The sequence below is a fragment of the Nocardiopsis lambiniae genome, from assembly GCF_031845465.1.
GTDB classification, from domain to species: domain Bacteria; phylum Actinomycetota; class Actinomycetes; order Streptosporangiales; family Streptosporangiaceae; genus Nocardiopsis; species Nocardiopsis lambiniae.
Window position 1 is genome coordinate 227341 of record NZ_JAVREP010000009.1, and the last position, 16712, is coordinate 244052.

At 72.0% G+C, this 16712-nt stretch carries 14 protein-coding genes; 5 read left to right on the forward strand and 9 right to left on the reverse strand.

Going from position 1 to position 16712, the window contains the following annotated elements; all coding sequences use genetic code 11:
- The first annotated feature begins 166 nt into the window (after positions 1-166).
- The 3 genes from zwf to RM479_RS15720 are packed head-to-tail and all read left to right on the forward strand — an operon-like array spanning position 167 to position 4118.
- The gene (gene zwf, locus RM479_RS15710) at positions 167-1639 is read left to right on the forward strand and encodes a glucose-6-phosphate dehydrogenase (protein ID WP_311512462.1); all 1473 of its coding nucleotides are present in this window, start codon (positions 167-169) and stop codon (positions 1637-1639) included.
- Positions 1639-3459 carry a phosphogluconate dehydratase gene (gene edd, locus RM479_RS15715; RefSeq protein ID WP_311512463.1) on the forward strand — a complete coding sequence of 607 codons (1821 nt, stop codon included), beginning with the start codon at positions 1639-1641 and terminating at the stop codon, positions 3457-3459. The genes zwf and edd overlap by 1 nt, the downstream gene beginning before the upstream one ends.
- Positions 3460-3485: 26 nt before the next feature.
- On the forward strand, positions 3486-4118 hold the full coding sequence (locus tag RM479_RS15720; RefSeq protein WP_274811745.1) for a bifunctional 4-hydroxy-2-oxoglutarate aldolase/2-dehydro-3-deoxy-phosphogluconate aldolase: 633 nt from the start codon (positions 3486-3488) through the stop codon (positions 4116-4118).
- Positions 4119-4155: 37 nt separating this feature from the next.
- Here the strand turns inward: RM479_RS15720 and RM479_RS15725 are convergent, their stop codons facing one another.
- The 3 genes from RM479_RS15725 to RM479_RS15735 all read right to left on the reverse strand — a co-directional run bounded on the left by RM479_RS15725 (position 4156) and on the right by RM479_RS15735 (position 6458).
- Positions 4156-4860 carry a class I SAM-dependent methyltransferase gene (locus RM479_RS15725; RefSeq protein WP_311512464.1) on the reverse strand — a complete coding sequence of 235 codons (705 nt, stop codon included), beginning with the start codon at positions 4858-4860 and terminating at the stop codon, positions 4156-4158.
- 279 nt (positions 4861-5139) lie between these two features.
- On the reverse strand, positions 5140-5733 hold the full coding sequence (locus tag RM479_RS15730; RefSeq protein ID WP_311512465.1) for a DNA-3-methyladenine glycosylase I: 594 nt from the start codon (positions 5731-5733) through the stop codon (positions 5140-5142).
- A gap of 269 nt (positions 5734-6002) precedes the next feature.
- Positions 6003-6458, reverse strand: a complete 456-nt coding sequence (locus RM479_RS15735) for a nuclear transport factor 2 family protein (RefSeq protein ID WP_311512466.1) — start codon at positions 6456-6458, stop codon at positions 6003-6005.
- 160 nt (positions 6459-6618) lie between these two features.
- On the opposite strand from RM479_RS15735, the gene RM479_RS15740 reads away from it, so the two are divergent.
- A complete protein-coding gene (locus tag RM479_RS15740; protein ID WP_311512467.1) occupies positions 6619-7632 on the forward strand; it encodes a GlxA family transcriptional regulator in 1014 nt (337 codons plus the stop codon).
- 174 nt (positions 7633-7806) lie between these two features.
- Here RM479_RS15740 and RM479_RS15745 read toward each other — a convergent pair whose 3' ends face one another.
- From RM479_RS15745 to RM479_RS15765, 5 genes are all read right to left on the reverse strand, one after another.
- Positions 7807-11313 (reverse strand): ABC transporter ATP-binding protein, encoded by a 3507-nt coding sequence (locus RM479_RS15745; RefSeq protein WP_311512468.1) that lies wholly within the window; start codon positions 11311-11313, stop codon positions 7807-7809.
- Positions 11314-11586: 273 nt separating this feature from the next.
- Complete coding sequence (locus RM479_RS15750) at positions 11587-12789, reverse strand: MFS transporter (protein ID WP_311512469.1); 1203 nt, start codon at positions 12787-12789, stop codon at positions 11587-11589.
- A 138-nt stretch (positions 12790-12927) separates the two neighbouring features.
- Positions 12928-13584, reverse strand: coding sequence for a hypothetical protein (locus RM479_RS15755; protein ID WP_311512470.1), 657 nt, complete (start codon positions 13582-13584; stop codon positions 12928-12930).
- Positions 13585-13600: 16 nt separating this feature from the next.
- On the reverse strand, positions 13601-14206 hold the full coding sequence (locus RM479_RS15760; protein WP_311512471.1) for a hypothetical protein: 606 nt from the start codon (positions 14204-14206) through the stop codon (positions 13601-13603).
- A 715-nt stretch (positions 14207-14921) separates the two neighbouring features.
- A complete protein-coding gene (locus RM479_RS15765) occupies positions 14922-15503 on the reverse strand; it encodes a TetR/AcrR family transcriptional regulator (RefSeq protein WP_311512472.1) in 582 nt (193 codons plus the stop codon).
- 120 nt (positions 15504-15623) lie between these two features.
- Between RM479_RS15765 and RM479_RS15770 the strand changes: the two genes are divergently transcribed.
- Positions 15624-16043 (forward strand): DoxX family protein, encoded by a 420-nt coding sequence (locus RM479_RS15770; RefSeq protein ID WP_311512473.1) that lies wholly within the window; start codon positions 15624-15626, stop codon positions 16041-16043.
- 81 nt (positions 16044-16124) lie between these two features.
- Here the strand turns inward: RM479_RS15770 and RM479_RS15775 are convergent, their stop codons facing one another.
- A complete protein-coding gene (locus tag RM479_RS15775; protein ID WP_311512474.1) occupies positions 16125-16583 on the reverse strand; it encodes a MarR family winged helix-turn-helix transcriptional regulator in 459 nt (152 codons plus the stop codon).
- Positions 16584-16712 lie beyond the last annotated feature (129 nt).

Here is a 16712-nt window from a genome sequence, read left to right on the forward strand (position 1 = left end):
AAGAAGTGTTCTGAAGTGTGCTTGGTTTTTTACCATATCGGGGCTTAAGGTCGAAAGGGACGAACGGACCACGCCGCTCGGAGGACCTCCCGCCTCTCCGGCTCGGCGAACCCCGCACGCTTTCCGTCCCTTCCGTCACCTCATCCCCACGCTGGAGCACCTCGACATGCCGCAGCAGTCCGCGCCCCGCCCCACCGATCTGGTGGTCTTCGGTGGCACCGGTGACCTGTCCATGCGCAAACTCCTGCCCTCCCTGTACCTGCTGGACCGCGACGGCCACCTCCACCCGAGCACCCGCGTCATCGCGGTCTCCCGCGACGGGCTCACCGACGCCGATCTGCGGCACAAGGCCGACGCCGCGGTCCAGGGCCACCACGCCGTCCAGGTCCCCGAAACCGTTGTACTGCGTCGGTTCCTGGACCGGCTCTCCCACATCACCGTCGACGTCGGCGGCGACCCCACCGGCTGGACCGAGCTGGCCGACACCCTCGACCCCGACCGCGACCGCGTCTTCTATCTCGCGGTCCCGCCGATGATCTCCGGTGCCATCTGCCGGGGCCTGGCCGACGCCGGTCTGGTCACCGCCGACTCCCGGGTCGTCATGGAGAAGCCCCTGGGCCGCGACCTCGCCTCCGCGCAGGCCGTCAACGCCGAGGTCGGCGCGATCTTCACCGAGGAGCAGACCTACCGGATCGACCACTACCTGGGGAAGGAGACGGTGCAGAACCTCCTGGTGCTGCGTTTCGCCAACGTCTTCCTCGAACCCCTGTGGAACTCCCGGTGGATCGACCACGTGCAGATCACCGCGGCCGAGACCGTCGGCGTCGGTGGCCGCAAGGGGTACTACGACACCGCCGGGGCCATGCGCGACATGGTCCAGAACCACCTGCTGCAACTGCTGTGCCTGACCGCCATGGAGCCCCCGGCGAGCTACGACCGCGAGGCCGTGCGCGACGAGAAGCTCAAGGTCCTCCAAGCCCTCAAGCCCCTCGCCGGCGAGAACGTCCGCGAGGACACCGTGCGGGGCCGCTACGGAAGCGGTGTCCTGCACGGCACCGAGGTGCTCGGCTACCTCGACGAGCCCGGCGGCCCCACCGACAGCACCACCGAGACCTACGTGGCGCTGCGCGCCGAGATCGCCAACTGGCGCTGGGCCGGCGTGCCCTTCTACCTGCGCACCGGCAAGCGCATGGACCGCGCCCGCTCGGAGATCGTCATCCGGTTCCGGGACGTGCCGCACACGATCTTCCCCGGCGCCGCGACCGGCGGTGGCAGTCTCGTCATCCGCCTCCAGCCGGACGAGGGCATACACCTCACCATGCTGGCCAAGACCCCCGGCGCGGGCGCGCTGCGGTTGCGGTCGGTCCCGCTGGAGCTCAGCTTCGCCGACACGTTCGCCACCCGCTCTCCCGAGGCCTACGAGCGGTTGCTCATGGACGTGCTGAGCGGCGATTCCACCCTGTTCATGCGCCGCGACGAGGTCGAGGCCGCCTGGCGGTGGACGGATCCCGTCATCGCCGCCTGGTCCGACCTGGACCTCGTCCCCGAGACCTATCCGGCCGGGAGCGCCGGCCCCGCGGGCGCCGACCGGCTCATCGGCCGTACCGGCCGTACGTGGTACGAAGAGGAGCAAGCCTGATGACCGCGCACATCCCCACCGTCCACCCTGTCGTCGCCGAGGTCACCCGTCGCCTCGCCGACCGCAGCGCCGAGTCCCGATCCGCCTACCTGGCCAAGATCGCCGGCGCCGCCGGACAGGGACCCGCCCGCACCGCGCTGGGCTGCGCCAACCTCGCCCACGGATTCGCCGCCTGCGGCGTCTCCGACAAACTCGCCCTCGCCGGGGACGTCACCCCGAACCTGGCGATCGTCTCCTCCTACAACGACATGCTCTCCGCGCACCAGCCGCTGGAGGCCTACCCGGCGACCATCAAGGCCGCCGTGGCCGAGGCGGGGGGCGTCGCCCAGTTCGCCGGCGGCGTGCCCGCCATGTGCGACGGCGTCACCCAGGGCCGTGCCGGGATGGAACTGTCCCTGTTCAGCCGCGACGTCATCGCCATGTCCACCGCCGTCGCCCTGTCCCACGACATGTTCGACGGCGCCCTCATGCTCGGTGTGTGCGACAAGATCGTGCCCGGCCTGCTCATCGGCTCCCTGGCCTTCGGACACCTGCCGGTGGCGTTCGTGCCCGCCGGACCGATGCCCTCCGGTCTGCCCAACAAGGACAAGGCGCGGGTGCGCCAGCGCTTCGCCGAGGGCAAGGCCGACCGGCGCGAACTCCTCCAGGCCGAGTCGGCCGCCTACCACTCGCCCGGCACCTGCACGTTCTACGGCACCGCCAACTCCAACCAGATGCTCATGGAGGTCATGGGCCTGCACCTGCCCGGCGCGAGCTTCGAGCAGCCGGGCACCCCGCTGCGGGAGGCGCTCACCGCCGAGGTGGGACGCCGGGTCCTGGCCCGCACCGCCGTCGGCGACGGGTACACGCCGCTCGGCGAGCAGATCGACGAGCGCGCCATCGTCAACGCCGTGGTCTCCCTGCTGGCCACCGGTGGCTCCACCAACCACACCCTGCACCTGGTGGCCATCGCCCGCGCCGCCGGTATCGAGCTGAACTGGGACGACTTCGCCGCACTGTCGGAGATCGTGCCGCTGCTCACCCGTATGTACCCCAACGGCGCCGCCGACGTGAACGCCTTCCACGAGGCCGGCGGCATGGCCTTCCTCATCGGGACCCTGCTCGACGCCGGGCTGCTCCACGAGGACGTGCGCACCGTCATGGGCGCGGGACTGGGCGCCTACCGCCAGGTCCCCGAACTCCGGGACGGCGTTCTGACCTGGGTCGACGGCCCCAAGGAGAGCGGTGACACCTCGGTGCTGCGCAGCGCCGATGACCCCTTCGCCTCCGACGGCGGTCTGCGGATGCTCGACGGCAACCTCGGGCGCGCCGTCATCAAGGTGTCCGCCGTGGACCCGTCCCGGCACGTGGTGGAGGCCCCCGCCCGGGTCTTCGCCGACCAGGCCGAACTCCAGACCGCCTTCTCCGCCGGCGAGCTGACCGGTGACTTCGTCGCGGTGGTGCGCTTCCAGGGACCGCGCGCCAACGGCATGCCCGAACTGCACAAGCTCACCCCGCCGCTGGCCGTCCTCCAGGACCGGGGCCAGAAGGTGGCCCTGGTCACCGACGGGCGCATGTCCGGCGCCTCGGGCAAGGTGCCCGCCGCCATCCACGTCTCCCCGGAGGCCGAGGCGGGCGGCCCGCTCGCCTACGTCCGCGACGGCGACATCGTCCGCCTCGACGCCGGCGCCGGCACCCTGGAGGTGCTCGCCGACCTGAGCGGTCGTGAGCCCGCCCGCCCGACCGTCGACTCCTCCACCGGCACCGGCCGGGAGCTGTTCACCGCCCTGCGCGCGGCCGTCGGCCCCGCCGAGGCCGGTGCCGGGGTCTTCGGGCACTGACCGCGATCGAACAGGAGAACCCTTCCATGACGACGACGCCCCGATCGGGCGGCGACATCCTCGCCCTCGCCCCGGTGATGCCGGTGGTGGTCCTGCACGACGTCGAGACGGCCGTGCCGATCGCCCGCGCGCTGGTCGCCGGCGGCCTGCCCGGGATCGAGGTGACGTTGCGGACCCCCGCCGCGCTCGGTGCCATCGAGCGGATCGCCGCCGAGGTCCCCGAGGCCGTGGTGGGTGCCGGCACCGTGGTCACCCCCGACCAGGCGCGGGCGGCCGAGAAGGCCGGATCCCGGTTCCTGGTCAGCCCCGGCTGCACCGACACCCTGGCCTCCGCGATGACCGACACGGGGTTGCCGTTCCTGGCCGGTGTCGGCACCGTCTCCGAGGCGATGGCGCTGCTGGAGCGCGGTCTCACGGAACTGAAGTTCTTCCCGGCCGAGGCCGCGGGCGGCGCCGCCTTCCTCAAGTCCCTGTCCGGGCCGCTGCCGCAGGTGCGGTTCTGCCCGACCGGCGGCATCACGTCCGCCTCCGCCCCCACCTACCTGGCCCTGCCCAACGTGGGCTGTGTGGGCGGCAGCTGGCTGACGCCCGCCGACGCGGTCGCCACCGCCGACTGGGACCGGATCACCGAACTGGCCCGCCAGGCCGCCGCCCTGTGACCCGCACCGCCCCGGCCGCGTGGGCCGGGGCGGGCGGTCAGGACTTGGGCATGCGGAAGAAGATCATGGGGTTGCGGGTGCGGTCGCGCACCGGCTCGCCGAGGCCCAGCTCCTCGCGCAGTTCCATGAGCGCCGTGTAGGAGGCGGGCGCGCGCCGGCGCGAGACGGTCAGGTGGTCCGTGCCGGTGCGCCGCAGCCACGACAACACGACGGCCCCCTCGGTGAAGGGCAGGGCCCGTCGGCCGTGGAACACGTCGTGGACGCTCACCGGGGTGCCGGGGGCCACCTTGGGGAAGAGCTCGGACAGGTACCAGCGGGCGAACCGGCCATTGTGCGCGGCGTCCACGAACAGGTGGCCGATGTCCGTCGGCACCCGGTCCAGGGACTCCCGGATGTCGCCCTGGTGGAAGTGCCAGCGACCCTCGGCGAGCTCTTTCGGCACATTCGAGGCCACATGGTCGACGATGTCGAAGGAGTGCAGGGTCCCGGTGCCGTTGTCACGCAGCGCCGACAGGATCCACGTGGTGGACCAACCGTGGAAGGTGCCCAGCTCCATCACGGTCTGGGGCCGGTTCTCGCGCAGCAGCAGGTAGGTGATCTCCGCTTCGAGGTCGTCCAGCTGCGGTGTCATCCTCCCCGCCGTCGCGCGCAGGAACGCGCGCTGCTCGTCGCGGACCTTCGCCAGCGGTGTGCGGTACCTGCGGTACAGGTCGCCGACCAGTGACAGATCGATGTCCTCCACGGGCGGCCCTTTCGGTCGTGCGTCGTGATCCGTTCCCCTGCACCGTACTCCCGGGAGTGGCCGCGGGAACCGTCCGCAGCGCTTGTCGCGGGTGTTTTCCCGTCCCTTCCGAAACCGCGCCGACCTGGGAGGGCGTGACGGTTCCGAGGGGCGCACCGACGCCGCTCCCGGCCTCCTCCGCGATCCGGCGGACGGGGCGGGGCGCTGAGGCGGTCACCGTCCCGCGCCGACGGTTCCGGCCGGCGGCGGTTCAGCCCCGGGTGACGAAGGCCCCGCCCCTCACCCGCCGGACGGTACGGCCTCGGGGTCTGCGGCGGGTTTGGCCGGGCAGCCCACCAGGTGATCGTCCACCACCCCCGTGGACTGGAGGTAGGAGTGGACGATGGTGGTGCCCACGAACGTGAACCCGCGCTTCTTGAGGTCCTTGCTCACCCGGTCGGACAGCGGGGTGCTCGCCGGTACCTCCGCCTGGTCGGCGAACCGGCCGACCAGGGGGGTGCCGTCCACCCAGGACCACAGGTAGGTGGAGAAGGTGCCGTGTTCCTCGCGCACCCGTAGGAACGCCCGGGCGTTGCGGGCCAGGGAGGCGACCTTGAGCCGGTTGCGGATGATGCCGGGCTCGGCCAGCAGGGCCCGTTCGCGGTCCTCGTCGTATGCGGCGATCCGCGTGTAGTCGAACCCGTCCAGGAGCGCACGGTAGTTCTCGCGTTTGTTCAGCACCGTGGCCCAGGACAGTCCGGCCTGCGCGCCCTCCAGCACGAGCATCTCGAACAGGTGCGTGTCGTCGTGCGAGGGGCGTCCCCACTCCTCGTCGTGATAGGCGGTCATCAGGTCCGACGCGTCACGCGCCCAGGCGCAGCGCTGCTCGGTCATGGGAATCTCCTCGGTGCCGGTGGTGCCTGAGGGGCATTGTGCCCGCCCGTCCCGACGAACGGCCGGAAGCGGTGACGGCGCACCTCCATCCCCTCGAAGCCGCGGTGCTCGGGGGAGACGGGTCCCACGACCCGGGGAGCGCCGCCACCGGGTACGCCGTCACCCGCGACGATCCGTTCTCCCGCCACCGGCGCCCCCACCCCCGCGGCCCCCGGCCGATCGTCCGGGGGACTCCCTCCCGGCGACACCCGACCCCGAGCCGAGAACCGCTACGCCAGGGGGAAGGGGACCCCGTGCTCGTCCCGGGGACGCGGGCCGAGGATGCGGCGCTCCCGCGCGGTGATGGACACGTCGTTGATGGAGGCCTCGCGGCGCCGCATCAGCCCTTGGGCGTCGAACTCCCACAGCTCGTTGCCGTAACTGCGCCACCAGCGCTCCCGCTCGTCGTGCCACTCGTACTGGAAGCGGACGGCGATGCGGTCCGCGCCGAAGGCCCACAGCTCCTTGCGCAGGGCGTAGTCGAGTTCGCGCTTCCACTTGTCGGTCAGGAAGTCCCGGATCCGGTCCCGCCCGGTGAGGAAGCGGTCGCGGTTGCGCCAGACGGAGTCGGGTGTGTAGGCCAGGGACACCTTGTGGGGGTCGCGGGTGTTCCATGCGTCCTCGGCGGCCTGGACCTTGGCTCGTGCGTCGGCCTCGGTGAAGGGCGGCAGGGGCGGGCGGGTCATCGCGGTCTCCTCGCGGGGGCGGTGGTCGTGGTCGGCGTCCGGGGCCGTCCCGGCGCCTGCGGGACGTGTCCGAGCCTGCCGGTCCGGGACGGTCCGTCGCCATGTCCTCTGGGACGACGACCCCACATATTCGGACACGCCCGACCCGTAGGCTCGGGGCATGACCAGACGCGCCATCGTGATGGTGGTCCATGACGGTGTCCGGCTGCTGGACGTGACCGCCCCCGTGGAGGTGTTCACCACGGCGGCCGGGCAGGGTGGGGCGTACACGGTGTCCCTCTGCTCGCCCACCGGTCGGGACGTGCGCACCTCCGCGGGCACCCGCCTGGGGGTCGACGCCGCCGCCCACCGGGTGCGGGAAGCGCACACCCTGATCGTGCCCGGTTCCCCCGACCTGCCCCGCCGTCCCCGGCCCGAGGGACTGCCGGAGGCGGTCGACGCGTTGGCGGGGCGCAGCGAGCGTGTGGCCTCGGTGTGCACGGGGGCCTTCGTTCTGGCCGACGCGGGGCTCCTGGACGGCCGCCGGGCGACCACGCACTGGCGCCACACGGCCCTGCTCGCGCGCACCTTCCCACGGGTCCGGGTCGAACCTGACGCGATCTACGTCCGTGACGGTCGGGTGCTGACCTCGGCGGGGGTCAGCGCCGGCCTGGACCTGTCGTTGGCGCTGGTGGAGGAGGACGAGGGATCCGCCCTGGCCCGCGAGGTCGCCCGCGACCTGGTGGTCTTCCTCCAGCGGCCGGGCGGGCAGTCGCAGTTCTCGGTCGCCGCACGGACCTCGCGCCCGCGCCGGGACGTGCTGCGCCCGGTCCTGGACGCGGTGGCGGCCGATCCGGCGGGCGACCACTCGGTGCCGGCCATGGCCGGCCGGGCGGGGATGAGCACCCGTCACCTGAGCCGACTCTTCCGCGAGCGCCTGGGCGGTACGCCCGCCGCCCACGTGGAGTCGGTGCGTCTGGAGGCGGCGTGCGCGCTGCTGGAGGCCGGGGAGAGCGTCACGGGGGCGGCCGAGCGCTCGGGCCTGGGCAGCGACGAGTCGCTGCGCCGGGTGTTCTGGCGGCACCTGGGCCTGACGCCCTCGGCCTACCGGGACCGTTTTCGCACCGCCCGGCGCGAGCCGAGGCCCCCGGAGCAGGACCGCGCTTCCCGGACGGTACGCGGGAAGGGTTCGTGAAGGGCCGGGGCTTCGGCACGGACGCGGCGGGGGGGCGAGTGTTCTTCACCCGTCGGCGCTGATCAGCGCCGCACCCTTGCCGTGAAGCCTGCGCACATCGGGTGTTCCGCCCTGAGAGATCGGGGACACGGGAGGCGGAGGGCCGGTCCCCTCCGGGCTTCCGCCTCTCTCCGTTCAGACGCCGTGCCAGGACCGCCACAACGCCGCGTAGGGGCCGCCCGCGTCGACGAGCGCGGCGTGGGACCCCTGTTCGGTGATCCGGCCGTCCTCCACCACCGCGATCCGGTCGGCGTCGTGCGCGGTGTGCAACCGGTGAGCGATCGCGATCACCGTCCGCCCCTCCAGCACCGCCGCCAGCGAGCGTTCCGCGTGCCGGGCCGTCGTCGGATCCAGCAGCGAGGTCGCCTCGTCCAGGATCACCGTGCGCGGATCGGCCAGCACCACCCGCGCCAGCGCCACCCGCTGCGCCCGGGCCGGGTCCAGAGCCACCCCGCCCGGACCCAGCGGGGTGTCCAGACCCCCGGGCAGCGCCACCGCCCAATCGGGGTCCACCACCGTCAACGCCGCCGCCAGGGTCGCGTCGTCGGCCTCCTCGGCCGCGATCGCCAGGTTCTCCCGCAGCGTTCCCGCGAACACGTGGTGCTCCTGGCTCACCAACACGATCCGCTCGCGCGACTCCCGTGGTCCCAGGTCGGCGACGGGGACCCCGCCCACCAGCACCCGGCCCGAACGCGGTGCGTCCGACCCCGCCAACAACCGGCCCAGGGTGGTCTTGCCCGCCCCGGAGGGCCCCACGATCGCCCACCGCTCACCCGGACGCACCGTCAGATCGATCCCGCGCAGCACGTCCCGGCCGTCCGCGTAGGCGTGGTGGACGTCGCGGACCTCGATCCGGTCGTCCACCGGCGTCGGGCCCTCCGGCCGTGGCTCCCCGGCGACCTCGCCCACTCCGAACACCCGGGCGAACGACGCCCCACTGCGCTGGAGCTGCTCGATCCAGATCATGATCCAGCCGGCGGCGTCCTGCACCCGGAGCATGTACAGGCAGCAGGTGACCACCACACCGAGCGCCACCCGGCCGTCCAGGTACAGCAGCCCGCCCACCAGGAGGGCGACCACCGCGGGTACGGAGAACGCCAGATCGGTGACCGGGTACAGCACCGATCTCAGGCGCAGCGTGCGCCGCCGGGCCCGGTACACCTCCACCGCGTCCCGGTCGGCCCGCGCGATCCGCCGGCCGCCCAGAGCGAACGCCTCCACCGTGCGTGCGCCACGCACGGTCTCCGTGACCCCCTCGACCGCCGTCGAACCGGCCGCGCCCTCCGCCAGATAGGCGTCCCGGGACCGGCGCAGGTACCAGCGCACCGCGAGCCAGGTCGGTGGCACCCCGATGAGCACCGCCGCCCCCATCAGCGGGCTGAGCCAGAACACCCCGGCGAGCAGGAAAAGAATCCGCAGCGACGCCGGGACGATGTCGGGCACCGCCGTCCGCAGTGTCGTCCCCACGGCGGCGACGTCCGCCGTCACCCGTGTCGTGAGGTCTCCGGTGCCGGACCGCTCCACCACCCGGGCGGGCAGTGCCAGCACCCGGTCCACGAAGTCCTCGCGGAGCCCGGCCAGCGCCCGCTCCCCGAACCGGAAGGCGCTCAGCTTCGCGTACCGGTTGAGCACCAGGTGCGCCATCGCGCACACCACGGCCACCGCCGCCAACCCGTCCACCGCCGACACCGTCGCGGTGCCCGCCTCCAGGAGGTCGACGATCCGCCCCACCAGGTACGGGCCCGCCAACCCGATCCCGGCGGCGGCGCAGGTGACGAGCACCATGCGCAGCAACGGACCGCGCTCGGCCTCCATCAGCCGACGCAGCTCATCCCGCACGACCTCGCGCGAGGCCACCGGCAACGCCGCCGTCATCGGGTGTCCTCCTCGTCCGCACCCCCGCAGCACCAACGCCCGGTAGTCGGCGCGGTCCGCGACCAGTTCCCCGTGCGAACCCTCCGCCGCCACCCGACCTTCGACCAGGAGGAGCACCCGATCGGCGCGGTCCGCCAGCAACGGCGAGGTGCCGACGATCACCGTGGTGGCACCCCGGCGTTCCGCCCAGAGCCGACCGGCGATGGTGGCCTCGGTGTGCGCGTCCACCGCCGACGTCGGCTCCACCAGGATCAGCACCTCCGGATCGGCCAGCACCGCGCGGGCCAGCCGTACCCGTTGTCGTTGCCCGCCCGACAGATCGCGCCCCTGCGCCTCCACCGGAGAGTCGAGCCCGTTCGGCAGCGACTCCACCACGTCCGTCACCGCCGCCGTGCCCAACGCCGTACCTATCTCGGCCTCCTCCCGGTCGCCGTGCGCGTCGACGACCTCGCGCAGCGACCCGGCGAACAGGTGGGCGTCGTTGTCGGACACCAGGATCCGTCGACGCACCACGGCCCGGTCCACGTCGCGCAGGGGCACCCCGCCCCAGGTCACCGACGAGTCGACGTAGCCGCCCAGCCGATCCGCCACCTCGGCCGCCACTGCCGGATCGGCGCTCACCAGCGCGACCATCGACCCCACCGGCACCCGCACCCCCGACTCCGGGTCGACCAGCTCGCCGGGGCCCTCCGGCGCCGGAGCCGAGCCGTCGCCGAACCTTTCCGGCTCCACCCGCAGCAGCCGCAGCACCCGTGTCAGCGACACCTGGCCCCGACTGGCGTCCGTGGCCGTCTCCACCAGGGAGAACACGGGAACGATCAGCACCGCCGCGTACCCGTACACCGCGACGGTCTCGCCCACGGTGATCTCCCCGGCCACCGCCAGCCGGGCGGCGACCCAGGTGATCACGGCCGTGAACACCACCGGAGCGCATCCGCTGATCTCCTCGAACCAGCTCGTCGACGATCCCAGCCGGTACCCGGTGACCACCAGTTCCCCGGACCCCTCCCGGTACCGCCGGGCGAACCGTTCCTTCCCGCCGATCCCGCACAGCACCCGCAGCCCGCCCACGATGTCCCCGGCCAGAGTGGTGAGCGCGCCCTCCCGGTCCCGGTGCTCGTTCTGCCGCGTGTGCATCCGTCCCAGGAACGGCGCCAGCACCGCCGCCGTGAGCGGCAACCCGACGATCACCACCAGTGCCACCAGTGGCGAGAAGCCCCACAGGATGACCGGTACGACCACGCAGGCCACGACGCTGCCGACGCCCGGCCCGAACAGGGTGAGGATCTGTCCGATCCGGCCCGCGTCCAACGACTGCGCCACCGACAGGTCACCGGAGGAGGTCCTCCGCGACAACGGCGCGCCCACCCGGGCCGCGTGCCGGGCCAACGCCCGCGTGGTGTGCAGGGAGGCGTGCGTCCGGACCATCGTCATGGTGCGGTGCCGCATGATCGAGGCGATCGCGGTGACGACCAGGACTCCGGCGAAGGCGCCGGTCCACCACAGCAGCGCCGCCCGGTCGCCGGCCCGCAGCCCCTCGTCCACGGCCCGGGAGATCAGAGAGGGCGGTGCCAACAGGCTGAACGTCCACACGACGCCCCAGAAGGACCCCAGTGCCACCCGCCCGGGTTGCGCCCTGGTCAACCACCACAGGTAGCGCACGGGTCCGCGTGTGTCGGGGTCGCTCACCTCCGCCAGCGGGGACCGACCCGGTGGGGACCGGTCGGGCACGGCCGATCGGGGGGCTCGGGTGTCGGTTCCCGTCACGGTCCCACCTCTTTCCCGGAGATCCCTTTCATGGAACCAGTGCCGTCCGTTCACCGGAAGACGCCACCGGTTCCTGTGGATGAACCCCGTCGAACCCGCCCCGGTGTTCTCTCGGGAGTCACACCCTCACCAGGGGATGGTCGAATTCGCATCCGAGATCCGGGACCCGCACCGGACCCTTGAGGCCTCTCAGAAGGGCACGCGCCCGATTCCTTCTCCGGGAGACCGTGAAGACCTCACCGTAGGGCCCGCATGACGAGATCGCCGTCCGCGTCACGGACCGGACGGTTCTGCGACCGAGGTGGACCCCCCTCGGAACCGGGCCATCGCGATCGCGCCGATGATCGGTCCCGGAACGAGCGCCAGGAAGGCGTACCGCCAGTCCGTCGCTTCGGCGACCAGCGGCACCAGCTGGATGCTGAACACGGTGAGCGCGAAGCCGATGGCGGTCTGCGCACTCAGCGCGGTGCCGACCATGGACCGGTCCGCGACCTCGGACAGCGCGGTGGAGAACACGCCGGAGTCGGCGATCACCGATGCTCCCCACAGGGCGCAGAACACCGCGAGCACCGGTGCGGGTGAACCGAACGCCAACGGTGACAGGACACAGCAGGCGCCGCTGACGGCGAGCGCGGTGACGGCCGCCCGGCTCCGCCCGTAGCGGTCCGCCGCCCATCCGCCGACCAGACACCCCGCGAACCCGAACACCCCCATCGCCACGAACACCATGACCTGCTGGTATCCGGCGAACGAGGCGGAGGCCGGGGCGTGGAGCACGAAGACGGGAATCCACGTCCACAGCGCGTAGAGCTCCCACATGTGCCCGAAGTAGCCCAGGTTCACGAGCAGGGTCTCCCGTTCGGACAGCATGCGCAACGCGTAGCGGGGGCGCAGGACGACCGCCCGGCTCGCGAAGTGGGGGCCGGCGCGCACGGCGGTGAGCGCGATGACCGCCCCCACGCCGCCCACGACCGCGGTGGCCTGGAGAACCTCCCGCCATGGCAGCACCGCGAGGCCGCCGATGAGGTGCGGTAGTGCCGAACCGAGGGTCAGGGCACCGATGAGCAGACCCATGGACAGGCCCCGGCTGGAGGAACCGGCCCAGGAGGCCATCAGCTTCATGCCCGTGGGGTACACGCCCGCCAGGAACACGCCGGTGAGGAACCGCAGCGCGATCATGGACGGCAGGTCCTGGGCGAAGAGCGCCACCACGGACGTGCCGGCCGCCGCCAGGGCCGCGCTGGTGCCGAGCAGCAGGTGCAACGGCATGCGGTCGGCCAGGTTCAGCGCCGTCGAGGCGAGTGCCCCCGTCACGAAGCCGAGCTGTACCGACCCGGTCAGCCACACCGACGCCGTACTGGAGATCCCCAGATCGTGCTGCACGCTCGGCACGACCGCCGACACCGAGAACCACACGGCGAGCGCGAGCACCTGTGTGACCGCGATCAATCCCCGCTGTGCGCCTGACGTCCTCATCGAATCCCCTCGCCCGGTCCGCGAGCCGTACGGACACGGCGGCCTTGGGACACCGTCTCAAACCCGGCCGGAGGACCCCCGGACCCGGCTGGTACGAGCGCCCCGTGTCCCGGTCGGGCCCCGTCGTGGACCGGCCCGCTACCGACCCGTCCCGGGGGCCGGCCGCTCCCGTTCCGCCTCGCCCAGAGCGTCGAGGAAGAGGCGCGCGTCCTTCCTGCCCCGAGCCGTCAGCGGCAGGGCCACGGTCAGCATGGAAGTGAAGAGCACGAATCCGAGGAGGTTGCCCCACGGGACCGCGAGGATTCCCTCCGGCCAGGGGAACCGGGCGAGGATCGACCACGCGTTCATGCCGAAGCCGATGAGGAAGACGATGAGGGGAAGACGCAGGGTGAGCCAGGGCGACCGCCTGAGAACGTTCTCCGCGGCGACCCGGGCGGTTCCGTCCGCCGGTGTGTCCCCGGTGGGCCGATGTCGCCTCACCGCCCGTGCGGCGGCCCGCCGTGTCGCCATGGTCGCGCCCGGTGGCGGGAACCCGGCCTGACCGCCCATGGCGTGCCACATGAACAGGCCGAACCCCACCCCGGAGAAAAGCCCCGTCAGCAGGAAGACCACCACCCACACCAGGGGCACACCCTCACCCGTCAGGGAGCCGGATCCGAGGAAGACCATGGTCACCGCGAACGTCACGCCCATGGCGAGGCCGAACCCGCCCGAGCAGATCCACAGGACGAGCATCCGCCTGCGCCGTGCCGAGGCCACCCGGTCCGGTGCGGGAGGAGAGGGAGCGGGGGTCAACGGTCCTCCTGGAGGTTCAAGGGCTCGACGAGAAAAGGAAGAGCAGGGCGCGGGCCCGCCTCCTGCGGTGCGCGATCAGCGGAAACGCCACGACCAGGTACGACGCGCACACGGCGGCGGAGGTCAGGTAGGTGGTGGCGAACCCGAACGACCCCTCGCCGATCCGGGCCACACCCAGAAGGGTGAAGAGCGGTACGGCGAAGCCACAGAGCACGCCCTGCCAGGGGTGCCCCACCGGTGCGTCCATGACCGATCGCGCGTACCGCGCCGCCGCCCGATCGACCTCCGCGTCGCCTCCGAGGCGGCCCAGGCGGACCAGGCGCTGAGCCTCCCGGAACCGCTCGCGGTCCCCGTCGAAGGTCGCCCGCCGCACGTCCGATTCCGTGCTCCAGACCCCGATCACCACGGACGACACCGCGCAGAGGGCACCGACCAGCCACGGCACCGCGTCGGGCAGCCCGAATCGATCCTCGGTCGATATCGGCACGGTCAACAAAACCGTCACCAGCCCCGTGACGGTTCCGATGATCGCCCCGTACGAGCGCGGGTGGTCCTGGGCGAACCACTGCACCGCGAGCGGCATCAGGTGCCCGGGCAGGAGCCGGGACGGAGCGCCGCTCATCGGCCGGACCCCCTCATCGCGTCCCCGGCCCGCACTCGGGCCATCGCCGCCCCCACCCACGCAGTGGTCCCGCCCTCGGGCAGGTCCCGCGGTCGAAGGAACGAGGACACGAGACGGAGGAACAGCAGGGCTTGGAGGACCAGCGGTCCGCCCGCGAGGAGCCCACTCGGGTATTCCGCGGATGCCACGACCTCCGGCCCCGGCGTTCCCGCACCGAACAGGGCCCGGGTTGCCGGGACGCTCGGGTGGAACTTCGCCAGGAAGGGGAGGGCCGCAGTGCTCGCCGCCGCGCCGATGAGGTGATGAAGAGTGATCGAACTGCGGAGACGCCATTTCTCACAGCTCTCGGAAGCCATGACGGGAACGGCCGTGGGCTGGGGCAAGGGGGGGTCCCTCCGGACCCGGGAAGGGGATGCGGGGCGGTCGGGCCGTCACCGCGCCGCCGCCCATTCTAGAAAACGCGGAAAGCGAGTCCCACGGCGTACTCCCTCGCGGATGATCGAACCCTCGTATCACGACTCCCCGTTTTCGGTTGACCGGGCCAACGGTCATCGTCGTGCCTTTTCGTGCGGATCCGGTGCGGCCCGATCGGCGTCACCGAACCGTCGCCGACCCCGGTCGCACGTCCGTCGCCGGCGTTCTCGTCGTCCCGGTGGTGCCACCCTCGGCCGGTCCTTCGGCCGTTCCCTCGGCCGGTTCGGCACCGCGTGGCCCCTTATCGGTCCGCTTCCCCGTCCCTGTCGAAGAGGACCCCGATCACCGAACGCGCGAGGGACTCGGGGTCCCCGTCCGCGCTCTCCGGAAGGGAGCCGCTCAGCCAGAGTTCGGCGAAGCCGTGCGCGAACGACCACGCGGCGATCGTGGTCGCCCGGACCCGTTCGGGGTCGGGCGACAGTGCTCCGGCACTGGCGGCGAGCGCGGCGGCGGCGCGTTCGCGGGCCGGCCGCATGCCCTCGTCGTCCGTTCGGTAGAGCTCGGGGCGGAACATCACCTCGAAGTGGGAACGGTGGTCGATGGCGAAGCGGATGTAGGCCAGGCCGACCTCCGCCGGTTCCCCGGCCGCCGCCTCCAGGGTGTCCGCGAACAGCGCGAAGCCCTCGGCGGCCACGGCCGTCAGCAGTCCCGTCTTGTCGCCGAAGTGATGAGCGGGGGCGGCGTGCGAGACACCCGCACGGCGGGCCAGCTCGCGCAGGCTCCACCCGGTCGGGCCGACTTCCCCGGTCGCCGCCAAGGCGGCGTCGATGATGGTGCGCCGCAGGTCACCGTGATGGTAGGTCCGCTGGGCGATCCTTCCCACCTCCCCGTTCCGAAGGTCGCGTTAGCGGATCCACCATATCTTTCCATTGACAAGATTCAAGTGTGGCAGCAATCTTGTCATTGAAAAGATTGGAGGCCGCACATGGCTCCCCTCATCGCCTTGACAGGTGGTACCGCGTTCCTGTGGCTGCTCGGCCTGGCCGGAGTGGAGGCGCTGGACTGGCGGACCGCGTTGCGCGGCGGCCTGGCCCTCATGTTCGTCCTGACGGGGGTGGTGCACTTCCTGCCCTCGTGGCACCGCGATTTCGTCGCCATGATCCCGCCGACGCTTCCGTATCCGTCCTTGCTGGTCACCGTCACCGGTGCCCTGGAGCTGGTCGGAGCCGCCGCCCTGCTGTTCCCGCCCACCGCCCGGTTCGCGGCGATCGGTCTCGCGCTGCTGCTGCTCGCCATGTTCCCGGCCAACGTCTCGGCGGCCCGCCGGGGTGTGTCCCTGGCGGGAAAACCGGCGACCCCGCTGCCGGCCCGCACGGCCATGCAGGTCGTCTTCGTCGGCGCGGCGGTGCTCGCCGCCGTGTGAGTCACGGCCGCGCGCACGAGAAAAGGACCCCACCCGTTCTTCCGGATGGGGTCCTTTTCCCGTGCGCGGAAGCGCCCCGGGTCAGACGGTGGTGCGGGCGGCGAGGAGTCGTGCGACCACCGGATCCTCGCGGTGGATCCGCTCGAAGACCTCGACGAGGGTCGAAGAGGCGGCGAAGTGGACGCGGCGACCCTTGCGGGTGAGTTTCAGTTGGAAGGCGCGACCGTCGCCGTCGACACGGCCGCGGTCGACGAGGCCCTCGTTCTGCATCTGGGTGACGAGCCGGGAGATGCGCGGCTGGGAGCGGTCGATCGCCTTGCAGACCTGCGACAACGGGGTCCAGCCGCGATTGCCTGCCAGGTGGGTCATGATCTCGTACGCGCTCAGGCAGATGGAGTGCCGGTCGCCCAGAGCGGTCTCGATATCGGCGGTGGCCGCCTCGATGGGGCGGGCGACACCGAGCCAGGCGTCCAAGGCGCGCCCGGCCGCCACGGCGTTACCGATAACCGATTCGGTGTCGCGGTCATCGTGTGAGGTCACGGCCGTTCCTTTCACTGAGATCCGCCTCCGGGGCTTGCACTGTATGCGCTGGCATGTACTCTATCAAACGCAAAAACATGCTCGGGCATACATTATTTCAGGACGCCCCAATCCAGACCGGAAAGGTCC